This window comes from Leptolyngbya iicbica LK, assembly GCF_004212215.1.
Taxonomy (GTDB): Bacteria; Cyanobacteriota; Cyanobacteriia; order Phormidesmidales; family Phormidesmidaceae; genus Halomicronema; species Halomicronema iicbica.
In genome coordinates this window covers 1,203,517-1,217,974 of the sequence record NZ_QVFV01000002.1, presented here as the reverse complement: position 1 = coordinate 1,217,974, position 14,458 = coordinate 1,203,517, and the positions used below count along the sequence as shown (strand labels likewise).

At 53.5% G+C, this 14,458-nt stretch carries 15 protein-coding genes; 6 read left to right on the top strand and 9 right to left on the bottom strand.

Annotated elements, in window-relative coordinates; all coding sequences use genetic code 11:
* Positions 1–103: 103 nt before the first annotated feature.
* The 6 genes from DYY88_RS12445 to DYY88_RS12420 all read right to left on the bottom strand — a co-directional run bounded on the left by DYY88_RS12445 (position 104) and on the right by DYY88_RS12420 (position 4,491).
* Positions 104–745, bottom strand: a complete 642-nt coding sequence (locus DYY88_RS12445; RefSeq protein WP_039727623.1) for a hypothetical protein — start codon at positions 743–745, stop codon at positions 104–106.
* A complete protein-coding gene (locus tag DYY88_RS12440; RefSeq protein ID WP_039727626.1) occupies positions 738–938 on the bottom strand; it encodes a hypothetical protein in 201 nt (66 codons plus the stop codon). The genes DYY88_RS12445 and DYY88_RS12440 overlap by 8 nt, the downstream gene beginning before the upstream one ends.
* Positions 939–1,566: 628 nt before the next feature.
* On the bottom strand, positions 1,567–2,139 hold the full coding sequence (locus DYY88_RS12435; RefSeq protein ID WP_039727630.1) for a hypothetical protein: 573 nt from the start codon (positions 2,137–2,139) through the stop codon (positions 1,567–1,569).
* Between the two features lie 73 nt (positions 2,140–2,212).
* Positions 2,213–2,671 (bottom strand): hypothetical protein, encoded by a 459-nt coding sequence (locus DYY88_RS12430; protein WP_039727632.1) that lies wholly within the window; start codon positions 2,669–2,671, stop codon positions 2,213–2,215.
* A gap of 61 nt (positions 2,672–2,732) precedes the next feature.
* Complete coding sequence (locus DYY88_RS12425) at positions 2,733–4,022, bottom strand: VapE domain-containing protein (RefSeq protein WP_160299570.1); 1,290 nt, start codon at positions 4,020–4,022, stop codon at positions 2,733–2,735.
* A 214-nt stretch (positions 4,023–4,236) separates the two neighbouring features.
* Entirely contained in the window at positions 4,237–4,491 is a 255-nt protein-coding gene (locus tag DYY88_RS12420) for a hypothetical protein (protein WP_039727636.1), read from the bottom strand.
* Positions 4,492–5,192: 701 nt separating this feature from the next.
* Here DYY88_RS12420 and DYY88_RS12415 point away from each other — a divergent pair.
* On the top strand, positions 5,193–5,390 hold the full coding sequence (locus tag DYY88_RS12415) for a hypothetical protein (protein WP_039727638.1): 198 nt from the start codon (positions 5,193–5,195) through the stop codon (positions 5,388–5,390).
* 43 nt (positions 5,391–5,433) lie between these two features.
* Here DYY88_RS12415 and DYY88_RS12410 read toward each other — a convergent pair whose 3' ends face one another.
* Entirely contained in the window at positions 5,434–6,510 is a 1,077-nt protein-coding gene (locus DYY88_RS12410) for a site-specific integrase (protein ID WP_039727639.1), read from the bottom strand.
* Between the two features lie 86 nt (positions 6,511–6,596).
* Between DYY88_RS12410 and DYY88_RS24165 the strand changes: the two genes are divergently transcribed.
* Together DYY88_RS24165 and DYY88_RS12405 are read left to right on the top strand one after the other, a co-directional pair.
* Positions 6,597–6,746, top strand: a complete 150-nt coding sequence (locus DYY88_RS24165) for a hypothetical protein (RefSeq protein ID WP_163685956.1) — start codon at positions 6,597–6,599, stop codon at positions 6,744–6,746.
* 343 nt (positions 6,747–7,089) lie between these two features.
* A complete protein-coding gene (locus DYY88_RS12405) occupies positions 7,090–8,022 on the top strand; it encodes a YhjD/YihY/BrkB family envelope integrity protein (protein ID WP_039727646.1) in 933 nt (310 codons plus the stop codon).
* 265 nt (positions 8,023–8,287) lie between these two features.
* Here the strand turns inward: DYY88_RS12405 and DYY88_RS12400 are convergent, their stop codons facing one another.
* Entirely contained in the window at positions 8,288–8,623 is a 336-nt protein-coding gene (locus DYY88_RS12400; protein ID WP_039727647.1) for a hypothetical protein, read from the bottom strand.
* Between the two features lie 303 nt (positions 8,624–8,926).
* A complete protein-coding gene (locus tag DYY88_RS12395) occupies positions 8,927–10,354 on the bottom strand; it encodes a sensor histidine kinase (RefSeq protein WP_039727650.1) in 1,428 nt (475 codons plus the stop codon).
* 112 nt (positions 10,355–10,466) lie between these two features.
* Here DYY88_RS12395 and DYY88_RS12390 point away from each other — a divergent pair, with 112 nt between their 5' ends.
* From DYY88_RS12390 to DYY88_RS12375, 3 genes are all read left to right on the top strand, one after another.
* Positions 10,467–11,144: a response regulator transcription factor gene (locus DYY88_RS12390; RefSeq protein WP_039727651.1), complete on the top strand. Its 678-nt coding sequence runs from the start codon at positions 10,467–10,469 to the stop codon at positions 11,142–11,144.
* A gap of 842 nt (positions 11,145–11,986) precedes the next feature.
* Positions 11,987–13,288 (top strand): hypothetical protein, encoded by a 1,302-nt coding sequence (locus tag DYY88_RS12380; RefSeq protein WP_052456695.1) that lies wholly within the window; start codon positions 11,987–11,989, stop codon positions 13,286–13,288.
* A gap of 170 nt (positions 13,289–13,458) precedes the next feature.
* Positions 13,459–14,244 (top strand): calcium-binding protein, encoded by a 786-nt coding sequence (locus tag DYY88_RS12375; RefSeq protein WP_052288483.1) that lies wholly within the window; start codon positions 13,459–13,461, stop codon positions 14,242–14,244.
* The last annotated feature ends 214 nt before the right edge of the window (positions 14,245–14,458 follow it).

Genomic DNA, 14,458 nt, shown 5'->3' with positions numbered 1-14,458 from the left:
AAAGATCCCAAAGTGAGACCCAAAGCCATAAGAAAACCCCGGGGTTAACCGGGGTGTGACAACCTTCTAAGGTCCCTTTATGGAAAACGTTGCAGAACTACTGTTAGGCCTCGGGGCTATCCTGGGAGCCCTGCTCCTCGGTCTCTAGGATCTCTTTAAGACCTTCACGGGGGCTGCTTTCCCCCAGTGGATCAAATCCGAGAACCGCCCGAAGCTGTATCTGGTCCTCTAAGGTAAGCTCTTCATCGGGAATGGCTAGGCTATCCTGCTCCCCGGCTAGGTCCCACATCATCGTATACGGGCTATCGGCCTGCTCCCCTGTCAGCACGGAACGCATGAAGGAGTCGATATAGTCCACAGATGCCGGGGGCTCACCAAGGTAACCTTCGATGGCTAGTTGGATGTCCCGAGGGTTTTTGTAGGTTTCACCGTTGTACAAGAACTCCCCTTTAGGACCTCGGAAGAGGCCATACACAGGGTCACTGAGCAACCGATAGGCAAGGTCTAGATAGGAAAACATAGGGCGCTCTTTGCCTTCGATGTAGGCCCGCACAAGCTTAGGCGTTAGCTGTCCCTTGAGCAGTCTTGCGTCTACATAGCGTTCCAGGGTGCGCTCTACGGCCTTCTTAGAACGCTTCCGGGTTTCCCGGGCTGCATCCTCTTTTGCCTTAGCCTCACGAGCTTTCTGTGCTGCCTCCATAGCCTCTTGCATGGCCTTCTGGGCGATCGCTTCTAAGTTAGCCATCGTTATCTCCTCGGTATTCGTCTAGTTGTTGTTGGATATCGGTTAGGACCTTGGTTAGGATCCCTAAGGCTTCCCCCGTGAGATCCGGATCGGTCTCCCAGGCAACATCGGGGGCATTGGGTACGGCTTCCCCGAGCTCTGAGGCGATCTTTTGGGCTAGACCCTGGGCTGCCTTGATGGTTTCTGGGTTCATTACTTTCGCCCCTGTTGATACGTGTGCTTTTGAGGATATCTGTTGACTGTCATGAGCCAGTGCGTTATGGCAACCTCTACGGCTTTGCTTTGGGAGATCTTCCGTCTAGCCGCTTCATCTGCCAAAACCTCAGCTAGGTCTAACGGCACGTAGGCTTTGAGGGTTTTAGTGGTTGCCATTTTGGGTCTCCGGATAGGGGAAAGGAATGATGTTGCTAGGCTCGGGGGAGTCAGGGGACGCGATCCGCTTTAGGACCCGGGTTTGCTCTTGTTGGTTCTGGGCTATCTGCTGTAGCACCTCTGTATTGAGCTGGGTTAGGTCGATAAGTGTCCGTAGTTCCTGTCGCGATCGCCTGAATAGCATCTTGGTTGTCTCCCGTGGGCCTACATGTGGGCCTGTCCTTCTGTAACTAAGGTGTAAGGGAGTGCCCAAAAGGAAAACCCCTCCCGAGTCTCAATATGGGACTCAGAAAGGGCGCAGGGAGACACTGTTACGGTGTCCCCTTGAGTGGTTGCTTCACGGGGCAACCATCCCGGTCTATACGAGGCAAGGGTTTCGGGGCTCCCTGCAAAGGGCCTGGACTAAAGTTGGACTAAACCGGCTAACCGTCCACTGACCTGGGGAACGGCTACCGGACATCCGTTAGGCCATCCTTCAGGGCATCAACAAAGGCTTCTAAAGGGCTAAGGGCTGAACGGTGGATCACATAGTCCATACGGGAGGGGTCCCAGATGCTCTTTTTACGGGACCAGGTTTCAGGCTCATAGGCGATCGCCCAGGCCTCCCTAGTAACCCTGTTGATGAGCATTAGGGCAGCCACCGGGAGGACTTTCTGATCGAACTTCCTCACGTCCCCTACATGGATCCAGTCTCGGGAAAAGGCCTGGGAGCTTAGCGCTTTGACTTCCACCAGGGCTCTACGGTATTTCCCGAGGGCGATCGCTAGATCGACCTGATAGGGCCTCAGTAGCCCGGGGTTGTCCTTGGTATGCCGCTCCGGTCTTCCTCGGAGCCTGCGGAAGCGGTTTTCCCATAGTTGGTCTGAGGTCAGAAAGCGCTGCTTTAGCCGATAGCAAGGGAGGCCTAGATCGGTGATCTGCTGGGCTACGATCTCCTCGTAGTTTTCACCTAGTTTTAGGGCCTGTTCATAGGTCTCTAAGTGTTTCCCCGGTAGGCTTTCCGGGGTTTCAAACGGTATCATTGTAGTGTCTCTTTTTTGAATATCTTGATAGGGCTCCCGGTTTGGTCGCTGGGGAGCCCTTTTTAGTGTCTGGTTAGGCGGTCTCGGGGAAGTCCTCGGGTCTGATACGGGGGAGGCTTTGGAGCTGCCGTAGTAGGTCATTGAAGTCGCCCATCTTGGAACTCTTGGGAGCCATTTCGGCTATACGCTCTTCCCGTTCCCGTTCCCGCTCCCGGCGGATCTCTTCATAGTCCGCCCAGGTGTCTATGGCGACTAACCAGAGATGTTCCCGGTCTCGGGTTCCATCCGAGCAGTTAGCCACATGGCGACAGTTACGGACATAGGCCCTGCGTTCTATCCAGGCATCGCAGTAGCTTTCTGTGGAGATAGCATCATCCCCGTCTGCATCCTTGATCACGGGACCAAACCAGCAAACGTTAGGGCGATAGGGATCCTCAGTAAGGGCAACAATGACCCCGGCTATCCAGGTGCCATAGTCGTTCTTGTGAAGCACTGCCCCGACCTGATACTTGGGGTTCTGTTGAGGTTTCATGGTGTTCCTTGATGGTTAGTGAAGGGTTAACAAGGGGAGCCAAGAGGCTCCCGGTGGTTGTCTAGTCGTCAATAAAGGAGAACTTGTGTTCCCCGTCCGGTTTCACATAGAACCGACACGGGCGATCGCCATCGGGGCTAAACCAGTAACGGGCTCTTTTGCCCTCAACACGGGTGTTCTTTTGTTCGTAACCGAGGGTGCCTAAAGCGCTAGCCACGAGCTTGGTGTGCCGTCTGTGCTCCGTGGTTTTGAGGCCCAAAGCGGTCAATAGGTCAGAGGTCCTAGTTACGATCTGGATGTCCCCTCGCTCCCGGTGATCACGTAGGGAGTCGATAACATCTTGCAAAGGGTCTAACCAAGGGTTGCTAACCTCGTAGTCTTTTGCTCTTGCCTCGGATAGCTTGGTTTTCTCCTTGGACCAGCCCCGTTCCCCTTCCTGGTAACGTCGATAGGCCTCTCGCCAGATGTTGTCTCGGTTAGCAATGACGTAGTCCACATTAACGGCCTTGATGCCCGGTAGGATCCAATAACGGGAATGCCCGCTGTCATCCCTAAGGAACTCGGTACTGTTCACGCTGGCAGCGATAACACATCGCCTGTAGTTACGCTTGGTCTGTTCCTTGTGGTTGATCTTGAGGTCATCAAAAGGCGTAGCTATCCATCGTTTAAGGTTCTCATCCGACCGCTTATTAAGGACCGCTTCCATCTCCTCTAGTTCTACAACCCAGGTGTCAGCGATCACTCTTTTGACATGTTCGTCAGACATCTCGCTATCTCGGGAGGTGTAGAAGGACTCCCCGAAAAGTTGCTGTAAAAACTGACCCTTTCCGGCCTCTTGCTCGCCTTGGAGGATCAGCACTTGTCGCCAGTGGGAGCCCGGGTCCATAGCCCTTTGAACGGCTCCCAGGATCCAACTAGTGAGGAGAACCTGAGAGGTCTCATCCTCTAGGCTGAATACGTCCCGGGCGAGGGTGCCCCAACCTCCCCAAGGTTCTACAGGTTCGGAGCCTACTAGGGAGCCCAGGTAACGCTGCACGGGGTTAAAGGTACGGGCTTCTAACCAGGGCTCTAGGCGACGTTCTAGGAAGCTACCTGTTAGGCCCTGTAGGGGAACCTGTAGTTCATCCTCTAGCAGGGTGATCAGGTTCTTAATGGTAGTGGTCCCGGGATAGCCGATCCGGTGGATCTCCCCGGAGAACTCATCCACTTCGACAGACTTGCTGAAGGTGTATCGGCCTGTCTGGGTAACCCCTCCGAAAATGGCGTTAAAACAGTTCCACTGAGCTAAGGGGTTATAGCCATTAACCTTGAGGTAGCTAAGCAAGTCCTCTTTGGCCTTCTCCTTTTCCATACGATCTGCACTGCGCTCGCTATCTCGCCCCACATGAAACGCATCAAAGCCTAAACGGTGGGCTAGCCGTAGTTCCGAGGGGACCGGGGTAGCGTAATAGGTTGACGGTGTAGTGTTAGCAGCTTGGTTCATGGTTGCCTCTTTTAAGTGAATATCGCTTTCCTGTGAGGGGTTCTCTGTTTGGGGGACCCCTCTTTGTTGGTCAGGCATAGCCCTAGGCCTCCTCTCTGTAGCTACGGGAGAAGGCATTAAGCTCATCTGCTAGCTGTTGGGGGTCCTTGCCTTCCTTGAGGGCGAGATACGCCACGATAGGATCCAAGGTTTGGCTGATCTGATCACTGTGTAGGGCTAGCTGTAGGGAATAGCGGATAGTGGCAGCTAAGGAGCCTAGCTGGTGCCGTTCTTGGATAGTGGCGATCGCGGCTAGGTCCTCAGGGGTGAAGCGGATGTGGGTGTTCTTGGAACTCATGAAGTAGTCCTTCGTTGTCTACACCACTAAACTGTTCGATGGCTGTCAGGCTGGTTTGGGCACACGGGAGCCTTTCCACCGGACATCGTGTAGAAGCCGGGAATGGTCCTTTATCAAAGCTTTAAGAAATAGGGAGTCCCTTTATCAGGGCCTTATCTAGGCCCCTAGGGGAGGGTTAACAGTTCGTTACAAAGGTTGGTTAGGGGAGCCGGGGTAGTGAACACCTCGGAGCCTTCCCTAAGTCACGGGAAGATCCTAAAGGTGGAACGGGTGGAACATGATGGAACAGGATGTTTTTCGGGGTCATGTTCCAGCTACACCCTAAGCACACCAAGGGTTCTAGCCTTTTGGAACATGTGGAACATGAGTTTCAGGCTTATTAATAAGTGAGAATAGGACTATTACTAGAGGCTCCCCCGGCTCCCCTGGTAACTTAATAAGGGGCAAACTCATGTTCCACGTGTTCCAGATCCCTGAAACCCTCACTAGGAGCGGATCCTAGCCTGGAACATGATGTTCCAAGGTCATGTTCCAGCATGTTCCACCCGTTCCAAGAAACCCACGGGTTAACCTGTCATATCTACCTGTAGATCCGCTGTGATGTAGACTGGACAAGGCCTTGAGCGATCGCCTATGGTGGTTTCAAAGGGACAAACCCGGGACCCCCGGGACCCTTCCCGACAACCACAGAGGATCACCACATGGAAAACCAACTATTTGCCACCTACAGCGTTACCACAGGCACCCTAGACCTAACCCTTAGCCCAGGTTCTGAGGCCTACCAGGAACTCCTGGAGGGCATCGTAGAGGCCACCCAAGAGGGCCTGGACAGTGCCACCGACCTAGACTTCTATCTAACCCCCGAGGGCCTTAAGGTAACCATCCCGTTAGACCTGTAGAACTGGCTACCGAGACACCTTATGTCTTACCAGGGAACCCCGGCTATATCCCCAGATCCGGGAGGTCCGGTCTCCCTATCAAGTGCCCATAGGTCCGGATCACCATCGTGGTGTCCTTGTGCCCTAACAGATAGCTAACCTCTAACAGGGACATCCCCCGGGCGATGGCATGACTAGCTAGGCTATGCCGGATCACATGCGGTCTCCGGTAGGGGATACCTTGAGACCGCAGGACAGGACCCCAGTAACGCGCCCTAAAGTTCGTATCCGAGATAATGCAGCCCCGGGGAGATCTAAACACTAGGTCCCCGGGGTTTCCCTTTGGCAGCCCGGATAGGAGCCCGGTTAGGGCCTCCCCCGATAGCACCCTGACTGTCCCGGTCTTAGTGCCCTTCCTGATCCGCCTATGACCGTTCCCCGTTGGATCCACTGCTAGGACCTCCTTAACGGTCACCGTCCCGGCCTCTAGGTCTACAGCCTCCCAGGTCAGCCCGATGGCCTCGGACAACCTACAGCCAGTCAGAAACAGAAACAGCACGAAAGGACCATAGGGGCTACCTTTGAACCCCTCTAGGATCTTCCGGGTCTCCTCTACCGTAAACGGCTTGATGTCCTCTTTAGGGATGTTCCTATGGGCGATCGCGTCCCACGGGGAACCATCCAGAATGCCCTCCGAGACTGCCCAGCGGTAGCACTTCCTAATGAGACTCAAGCGCTTGTTAAAGGTCCCGGGGGCTAGCCCGGACCCGGTTAACCAGACAGTGTCCCCTAGCCTCGGGGCTGCCTTCTCTAGCATCCTTCGGACCTTGTGGTATTCCCCCGCTAGGATCCCCTCGGACAGCCCTAGAGATAAGACCCAAGTGTCCCGCAGTGAGATCACGTCTTTAGGGACAGCCCGGGGAGCCACCCTCGGGGTTAGTCGGTAGCGGTCCAGGGACGGATCGAAGGATCCTGCAAGGATGTCATTAGCGATCCTAGTGGCGATCGCCTGGGCTGTCTTAAGGTCCCGAGTGTTCTTGTAGCTGCCCCCGGGGACCGGGTTAAACCCGTACCGTCTCCCGGCTAACCTAAACCGGATCCTGATGCTGCCATTGTTGTTTGTGGGTCTAATATCCTTCATTTGTCCCCTTACTGTCCCTAAGTGAGCACCATAGGGACGCTCGGGGGTTAGCCCGTAGGCCCGGAAACCCTTACACGGTGTTGCCCATGCCCGGTGGCAAGCGTGATAGTGACTGGAGTTATGCCTGGATTCCTGTGATTGCGCCAATTGTGGGCGCGGCGATCGCGGCGGGGCTGTATCTGGTGCTGGGCGGTGAAATTCGGATCGATCTGCCCAGCATTACAGAGTTTATTTAGTGGTTGGAGCCAAGTATCAGGCCAGCAGGGTGACTTGACCTCTCTATGGCGATGGCGGAGCGTGTCAAGGGGGCCAGGGTCGACCGTTTGAGGCAGGTTATCTAAACAAGTGCAAAGGATTACACGACATACTCAGGTGTTTTTTGGGCGATCGCTGCATAATACTGGCAAGTAAAACGTCTGTTCGGGGTCGCGTCTAGCCATGATGGCCCAAGGGCAGTCGTTGCATTCCCGTTGCTGCTTTATTTCTGAGCTGGATGCTATGTCGCTGCCGCCTTCTCAACCTTATCCACCGGATGGTTCGTCATCTCAGTTTTTGTTACCCCCAGCGACCCCACCGACCATGAAACGGACGGTGGGCAGCTATCTCAACTATCCCCTATGGAAGAATTTGGGGCAGCAAGCGGCCCGCCATCGCTATTGGATGAAAGGTGCCGCGATCGCCTATGGCATCGTCTGTTGTGTGTTGTTAAGCAGTTTTATGGCGATCGCCGCCGCAAGTTTGTGGGCGCCTGTCGCCGAGGGGTTGACTAACCATTTGCAGCGTTGGGTGCCTGCTGTCGTCACGCCCTTACAAGCTGTCATTGCCGAAATCCGTACCGATTGGCCGCTCAACCGTCGCTGGTGGCTCTTTTTGCTGACGACTGGGGCGAGCTTGGCACTCTGGTGCAAAGTGGTGGGGTTAACGCAGCAGATCATTCGTTCCGATGGCGATCTGGCGTCACATTTGATCCCCACCTGGCGGCAACGGAGCCTCACGGGTCTGGTCGCGATCGCGACGGCCGCCCTTACCCTGCTGGCCGTCGGTGTGGTCTTGCTGGCCTTACCCGCCGGCATGCAGCAACAAGCTGAAGTCAGTGTTATTGGCCTGATGCGGCAATTGTTAGTCCAAAGCCTGAGGTGGAGTTTAGCCGCCTCGACGATCGCTCTTAGCTATGGCGTGCTCTATCGCAGCAGTCAAAAATCATCTGCCCGGTCGGCCCCAGTATTGCCAGGCACTGTGTTTGCCACGATGATCTGGCTCGCCACGGCGATGGCCTTCAAACATCATTTAGAGTCTCTGACCGACTATCACTGGTTATTTAGCGCTGGCAGCACCCTCACTCTCGCTTTTATTGGGCTCTACATCTGCACGCTGGGTCTTTTGCTCGGCGGTCAATATAACAAATTGATCAATCGTTATTTTCCACTAGCGCGATCGCCCCAATCATCCCCCCAAGGCCCGCCGCCCTCTTTTGAATCTTTCACCATTCCCAAACAACGCCCCTATCGGTAAAACCGTCTTGGGAATATCTGACACCGGGATCATGGATTGGTTCGTGGGAGAGCGATTAGGGAGGGGCATTGATGTCAGCCCTGTCCTCCTTGTGCCTTTTCTGGTATGAATGCCGCAATGATGCAATGCGCACAGGCTGCAGGCGGCTATAGAACAGCCCACCGAAGCAGCTCTGAATGCTACTTGATCCGTTACCAGCCATTCTGAGCTGAACGAGAAAACTTTTTAGCCCGAACCGATAACTGGTGGCGCAACCTCGCGACGGCTACTGATGTCGATTGATTTCAACCAGAGTTTGGCTCAGCACTCTGACGGGATCTTTGGTTTCTGCTGAAAAGAGCGAGAGGTCGATGGGGCCGACATTACTGTGCACACTTTCTGCGAGTTGCAGCAGCAGCGGATGCCGAAGACGAATGCGCCCCGGTGCTCGCAACACCAGGAGCGGCACCTTAGCTTGACCTGCTTCCGCAATCAAAGTCCACTCACAGACGTTGAGCCAAGCTTTCACCGCATCAGGGAGCCGTTCTTTAAACTGGCTAAGTCGATAATGCTGAGCTAATACGTCATGCCAGCGATAGCTCGAATCGGCAGGGGTTGCCATAAGTAAATGCCTAGATTACTTACCACTGAGTTTAGCTTTCCCACCTCGGTTGATCTCTTAAAACTATCTATATGGTCAACAACCTTAAGATTAGTTTTTGCGCAAACTATCACATACCAGAACCCTCGGAACTTGCAGGCATTTCTCACGGCTGGAATGACTCAGAAGGTGGTGGTGGGTCGTATCATCCTCTTGCAGGGAATTTAGAGGCGGTCGGTGAGGGACGGACCCACCCTACGGCGGTTGATTTTCAGGGGCATTTGGGGTGGGGGTGGTGGGTCGTATCATCCTCTTGTAAAGAATTTAGAGGCGGTCGGTGAGGGACGGACCCACCCTACGCGGTTGATTTTCAGCACTGGACTCCTCGGGTTGAGAAGACGGCAAGGTCACTGTAACCGTGGTCCCTACGCCGACTTCGCTCTGGATTGCGATCGCTCCGTGGTGCAACTCTACGCACTTTTTGCACACCGCCAACCCCAGTCCTGCCCCCTGCGTCCAGCCACGATTGTGGCCGCGATAAAACGGTTCGCATAAGCTGGCTAACTCTTCGGGGGCAATGCCAATGCCGCGATCGCTCACTTCAAACGTCACGCATTTGGACGAACTGAGCAACGTTAATGAGACGGGAGTATCAGGTTCTGAATATTTCAGTGCGTTAGACAACAGGTTGCTCAACAATCCCTGCAGTAACTTTTCATCCACTTCGGCTTTAGCAGAATTGCTCACACTTTGGAAGTGAATCTGCCGCGGCGGATCCGTCGCAACACTTAGATCTTCTACCAAGTTCAAACAAAATTCTTCGAGGTCGATCGCCGTCGGATGCAGCTCAAGCTTGCCTGCTTCGGCCCGAGTCAGCGTCAGAATATCGCTCAAAAGCTGGTTCAGCGATCGTGCTGATGTTTGAATCCGGTCTAAATGCCTGGCGGCGGTTGTCGGATCTGGCCCCTCCAGCTTTTCTGCTAGTAATTGGGCCGATCCTAAAATCACGCTCAGTGGTGTGCGAAATTCATGGGACACCATCGAGAAAAAGCGGAGTTTGAGATCACCCATTTCCTTTGCCTGGGCGAGCTCTTGGCGTTCTGCTTCCACTCGTTGACGCCGTACCAATTGCCGATCCAGCACCCAAAATAAGCCAATGAGCAAAGCAAAAACGGCCAAAGTCCCCAGATACTCGATCGCTAAATGTACCCGGGTTTGCTCCACCAGCTGGGCATCTTCCCGGTTCAAGGTTGCCAGTTTCCGCGCCGACATGCGGTCGAGCACTTGCTCAATCTCGCGACGGTTTGCATTGATTTGGGCCATCACTGAGGCTTGTTGAGACAAAGGACTTGCGGGTGCTGTGGCCATCGCCAAAAGCTTATCGGCCAACCCTCGGCGCTCTCTGAGTAACTGCTGCAGTGAGGCCAAATCAGCGAGTGCGTCCTCGTCGGGTTGCAGACTTTGGGTCACCTTTTGCAGATTGAGATCGACCTGAGCTTTTGCATGATCATGACGGTGGCGATCGGCCTCATTCCCAAATAGCAGATAGGCCAAGCAGCCTGATTCGGCATTCGCTAACCCCGCCGAAATGGCGGCCAGCGCTTTCAGGTCATCTTCCGTTTTTTCAACGTGCTGGGTATCGTGAATCAGCGCGATCGCATTTCGATAGGAGACGAGGCGCAGACCGCCCATCAACAGCAAAGCCAGCAGAAAACCACCCGCTATCACTCTCCGTTCCGAACCGTGTTTCATAGGAACGCGATCGCCACATCGATATCTTTCAATTTAAATAGTTTTGATGAGAGAGTTTTAACCTCTTGACTAAACTAGAAGATCACAACACCGTTTTGGCGAGCTGCGGCCTATGCGGATTTTAGTCATTGAGGATGATCGGCAACTCACTGAAGTGCTGGCTGATGCGCTCAGCAGCGATGGCTATATGGTCGAGGTCGCCGCTGATGGTGAGCTGGGCTGGAATCTCATTACCGCTGAACCCTTTGACCTGATTGTGCTGGATCTGACATTGCCGAAACTAGATGGCATCAGTCTATGTCAACAGTTGCGCGAACAGGCTTTGACCTTGCCCGTGTTAATGCTCACAGCCCGCGACACCCTGGATGACAAAATCATGGGTCTGGATGCTGGGGCCGATGACTACATGGTCAAACCCTTTGAAATGTCAGAGTTACGGGCGCGTGTACGAGCCCTGTTGCGGCGGGGGCAACTCATCGCGACCCCTGACTTATCGTGGGGCAATGAACTGCATCTCAACCCCAGCACCCACGAAGCCTACTACGCTGGCCAGTTGCTCCCCCTCACGCCCAAAGAGTTTGGCTTATTGGATTTGCTCATTACCCACGGGCGGCGAGTTTTGAGCCGGGGCAATATCATCGAACATCTCTGGTCTTTAGAAGACACCCCCACCGAAGAGACGGTCAAGTCTCACATTAAGGGGCTGCGCCACAAGCTTCGGGCAGCGGGTGCTCCTGATGACTTGATCGAAACGGTGCATGGGGTCGGTTATCGGCTGAAAAAGGTCTAATCTCTGCACGTCTTCCTCGTTGTTGGTTGTGCAACTTGATGGCACGAACCCAACATACAGCGCCCATAAGCAATCATGCGTGCTGCCAGAGTCTATTGGTCGAGGTTGTCGAACTGCAACTGATGTAAGCGATCGCGGTCTTGGTCGCAATCTTGATGCTTTGGATCAACCGGACCACCACCGTTACCACCGCCGCCCCTCGTTCAACTATCCGCAATGTCGTCGTAGTGGGGTTTATAAGGTCGTTCACTTTTGGATTAGCCCAATGAATCGCCGCTACACCATGCCATAAACAACTCAAAAACAGCAAACCAACGACGTCTTGCTGAATATTTATTCTTCGCCCTCTAAATTTTAGTGGTCGCACAGTTTCACCAGGAATAAATATTTCATACAAGGCCTATAAATGATTTTTTTTACAACGAAAATACAGCCTGTAAGCCTATTATGATTGATCCGGAGAAGTGACAAAATTTGTCATCAAAATCTCCAAAAATTTAAATATTTATCTTAAACAGGAATCCCCGAAATCTACCCGTTTCACCCCCAGATTCTCCCCATGTGATCTCTAATACTTAAACTGTCGAAGACACATTCCAGTGCTCTTCCCAGGCGTTCAAAGCAATTTCTGGTGTGCTCTAGAGCTTTGTACCCTAAGCTGAGTAGGTTCTGTTTCGCAAGTTGAAAATCATCCCAGGTCAGGGCAATTGGCATCAACCTCACAACTTGCTCAGATGGCGATATGACACTGGCCAATCGTGTAATTAGACACCACAAAAAGAATCACTCAAGAGGTGATTCTCTTGCCAACAAAAATCGCACTTCCATAGGAGGTGACAGTCATGGCTAAACAAACACGTGAAAGGGGCGTCAATATTCTTCAACTTGACGAAATCTCTGGGCAAGAAAATATAAAGGAAAAGTCACCGATTGAAATGTTGCATCCTAACCAAGGGGATAACAAAGTCGGAGAGCTTGAAAACCCAGGAGCAAAAACTAGCGGTCCTAAAAACTACCAACCAAGCTTGAACATTGAAGCACTTGCAGCGCCAATTTTCTCAGCTGCAAAAGGTAACGGTGGCGGCGGCGGTGGTGGTATCGGCGGCGGCAACGGTGGCGGCAATGGCGGTGGTAGCGGCAATGGCGGCGGTGGCGGCGCGCCGCCGGATAAGGAGGAAGTTGGTAACAATTTATCGTTCCCCGCTATTTGGCTATTGGGTCAAGGCGACGACCCGCTTGGCCTTGACAGTCGCAGTAGTGAAAATAGCTTGAAGTTGACAGTTCCGTTCGATCCCGCCCCAGATGCTGATGGGTACTACTACTTTGCTCAAAAAACCGCCGGCAACGCTTGGCAAGCTGGTAATGTCCAGGCCATGGCTCCCGTCGTGGTCGATTGGGTGGACATCGGTGATGCCATGGAGTCTTCCCCCGTGAAACTCGGTCGCTTTGTTCGCCTCGAGTTAGCGCTCTACGATCAGTTAGACGCCCCCATGCGGGCGTACACCATGACGCAACTGAGTGAACAAACTGGGCCTAACGAAGTGCAAGGCGTACGGGCTAAACAGTCCAGCGTCAACATTACGGAGAATAGTGGTGATATTGATGCCCTTACTGGCACTACCTACCAGAGCAGCTTCGCAACGGTGTATGCGCCGATGATGGAACTGACCATCCAGAAATTCACGACCCTGACTCCTAGTGATGATCAACTGACTGGGCTGAGGTGGGATGGTGATAACCAAGTCTGGGTTGGCGACGGCATCGGCAGCGAAGATGTTGCCGCCAGCACTCAATTTGGTTCAGAGTTGAACGTAGGTGGCAAGGTCATCAACGGGGTTTCTGATAAGCCTTTTCGCTATACCGATGCTGGGCTGTATCGAGTGACCTTTAGTCTCCCGGATAACATTCCAGTCAGCTTTACCGCAGGCACGCAAATTGGTGACTATAACGAAGAAAGTCGGGCATTTGATCCCGTGACCGAAGGTCGTCAAACTATTGTTGTTGCCGATGGAGAGTTGGGAGTGGGTAATGCCGATACACATAACGGCTTGCTCTACGTGGACATGCTGGTTCCTTCGGAAGTCGGGGGCGAAGGGGAAGATCAGATTGCTCAAATTTTCTACCCTGCTAGCTCGACGCTGTGAGTGATGCAGCAGCGAACGAACCTGTAACTAACTCATTTCTAGAGTACAGAGGTGCAACTTCTTAACTCCAGAGGAGTTATCTCCCGAGAAGACCTACCGATATTTCTACAACAGCTAAAGGACCTCTCAAGATAGCTCCTCATCTTTATAAAAAGGAAGGAGGAACAGCCATGGTGCTTCCCAAGACACTTACGCTCAAGCAAATAAGCTATCTCCAAAACCAACTAGACACCGCAGTACCAGCCGCCGATGAAGGGCATGGAGATGGCTGTGAAGATGCTGATCACGACGATGGCTTTGACAAGATCATTGACGGTACTAATCAGCCGGATGTCATCACCAGAGGCGGCGGCAGAGACCTCATCAACGGCTTCAATGGCGATGACATGCTCTCTAGCGGAGCCGGAGCCGACAAATTACTGGGCGGCAATGGTAACGACATGCTCGATGGGGGTGAAGGCCGAGATTACCTGTATGGCGGCAACGGCAACGATGAGCTCCGGGGCGGCAAGGGCAAAGATGACCTCTATGGCGAAAACGGCAACGACATCTTGATTGGGGGCTGTGGGCCTGATCGGCTTGACGGGGGGCGCGGCGACGATATTCTGATAGGCGGTAACTCCCCCGACATTATGATTGGCGGCCCTGGCAGCGACATTTTTGTGCTCAGCTTACCGGGCGAAGGCGGCGGCCACTCTGGCGGCGGCGGCCACTCTGGCGGCCCTGGTGGTAGCGGCGGCCACACGGATGATGGTCATACCGAGAGCGAAGCCGATATCATCCAAGATTTTAAACAGGGGACTGATTTTCTAGCCCTGACAGGCAATCTGACTTTCGGTAGCCTGACATTCGATGGAAATGAAATTGGTCTAGCGGGTGAAGAAAACCATTTGCTCGCCATTCTGAAAGGCGTCGATACGACCACACTGACCCCAGCCGATTTTGTGACTGTTTGAATCTGGTCTAAACGTATGGGGGCGATGGGGATTGTTAATTTAACTTTCCAGCTCTAGAAATTAAGCTCTCAACATCCATCGCCTCTGACAGGGGGCTCGGCGGTCTTTGCTAATCGTGTAAGTTGACGCCAGTTGCTCAAGCGCGACGCATCGGTTTTCGATAGTGGGTTGCCGATGGTGGAGGTTGGTGAGGCTGAAAGTAGCCGCGATCGCC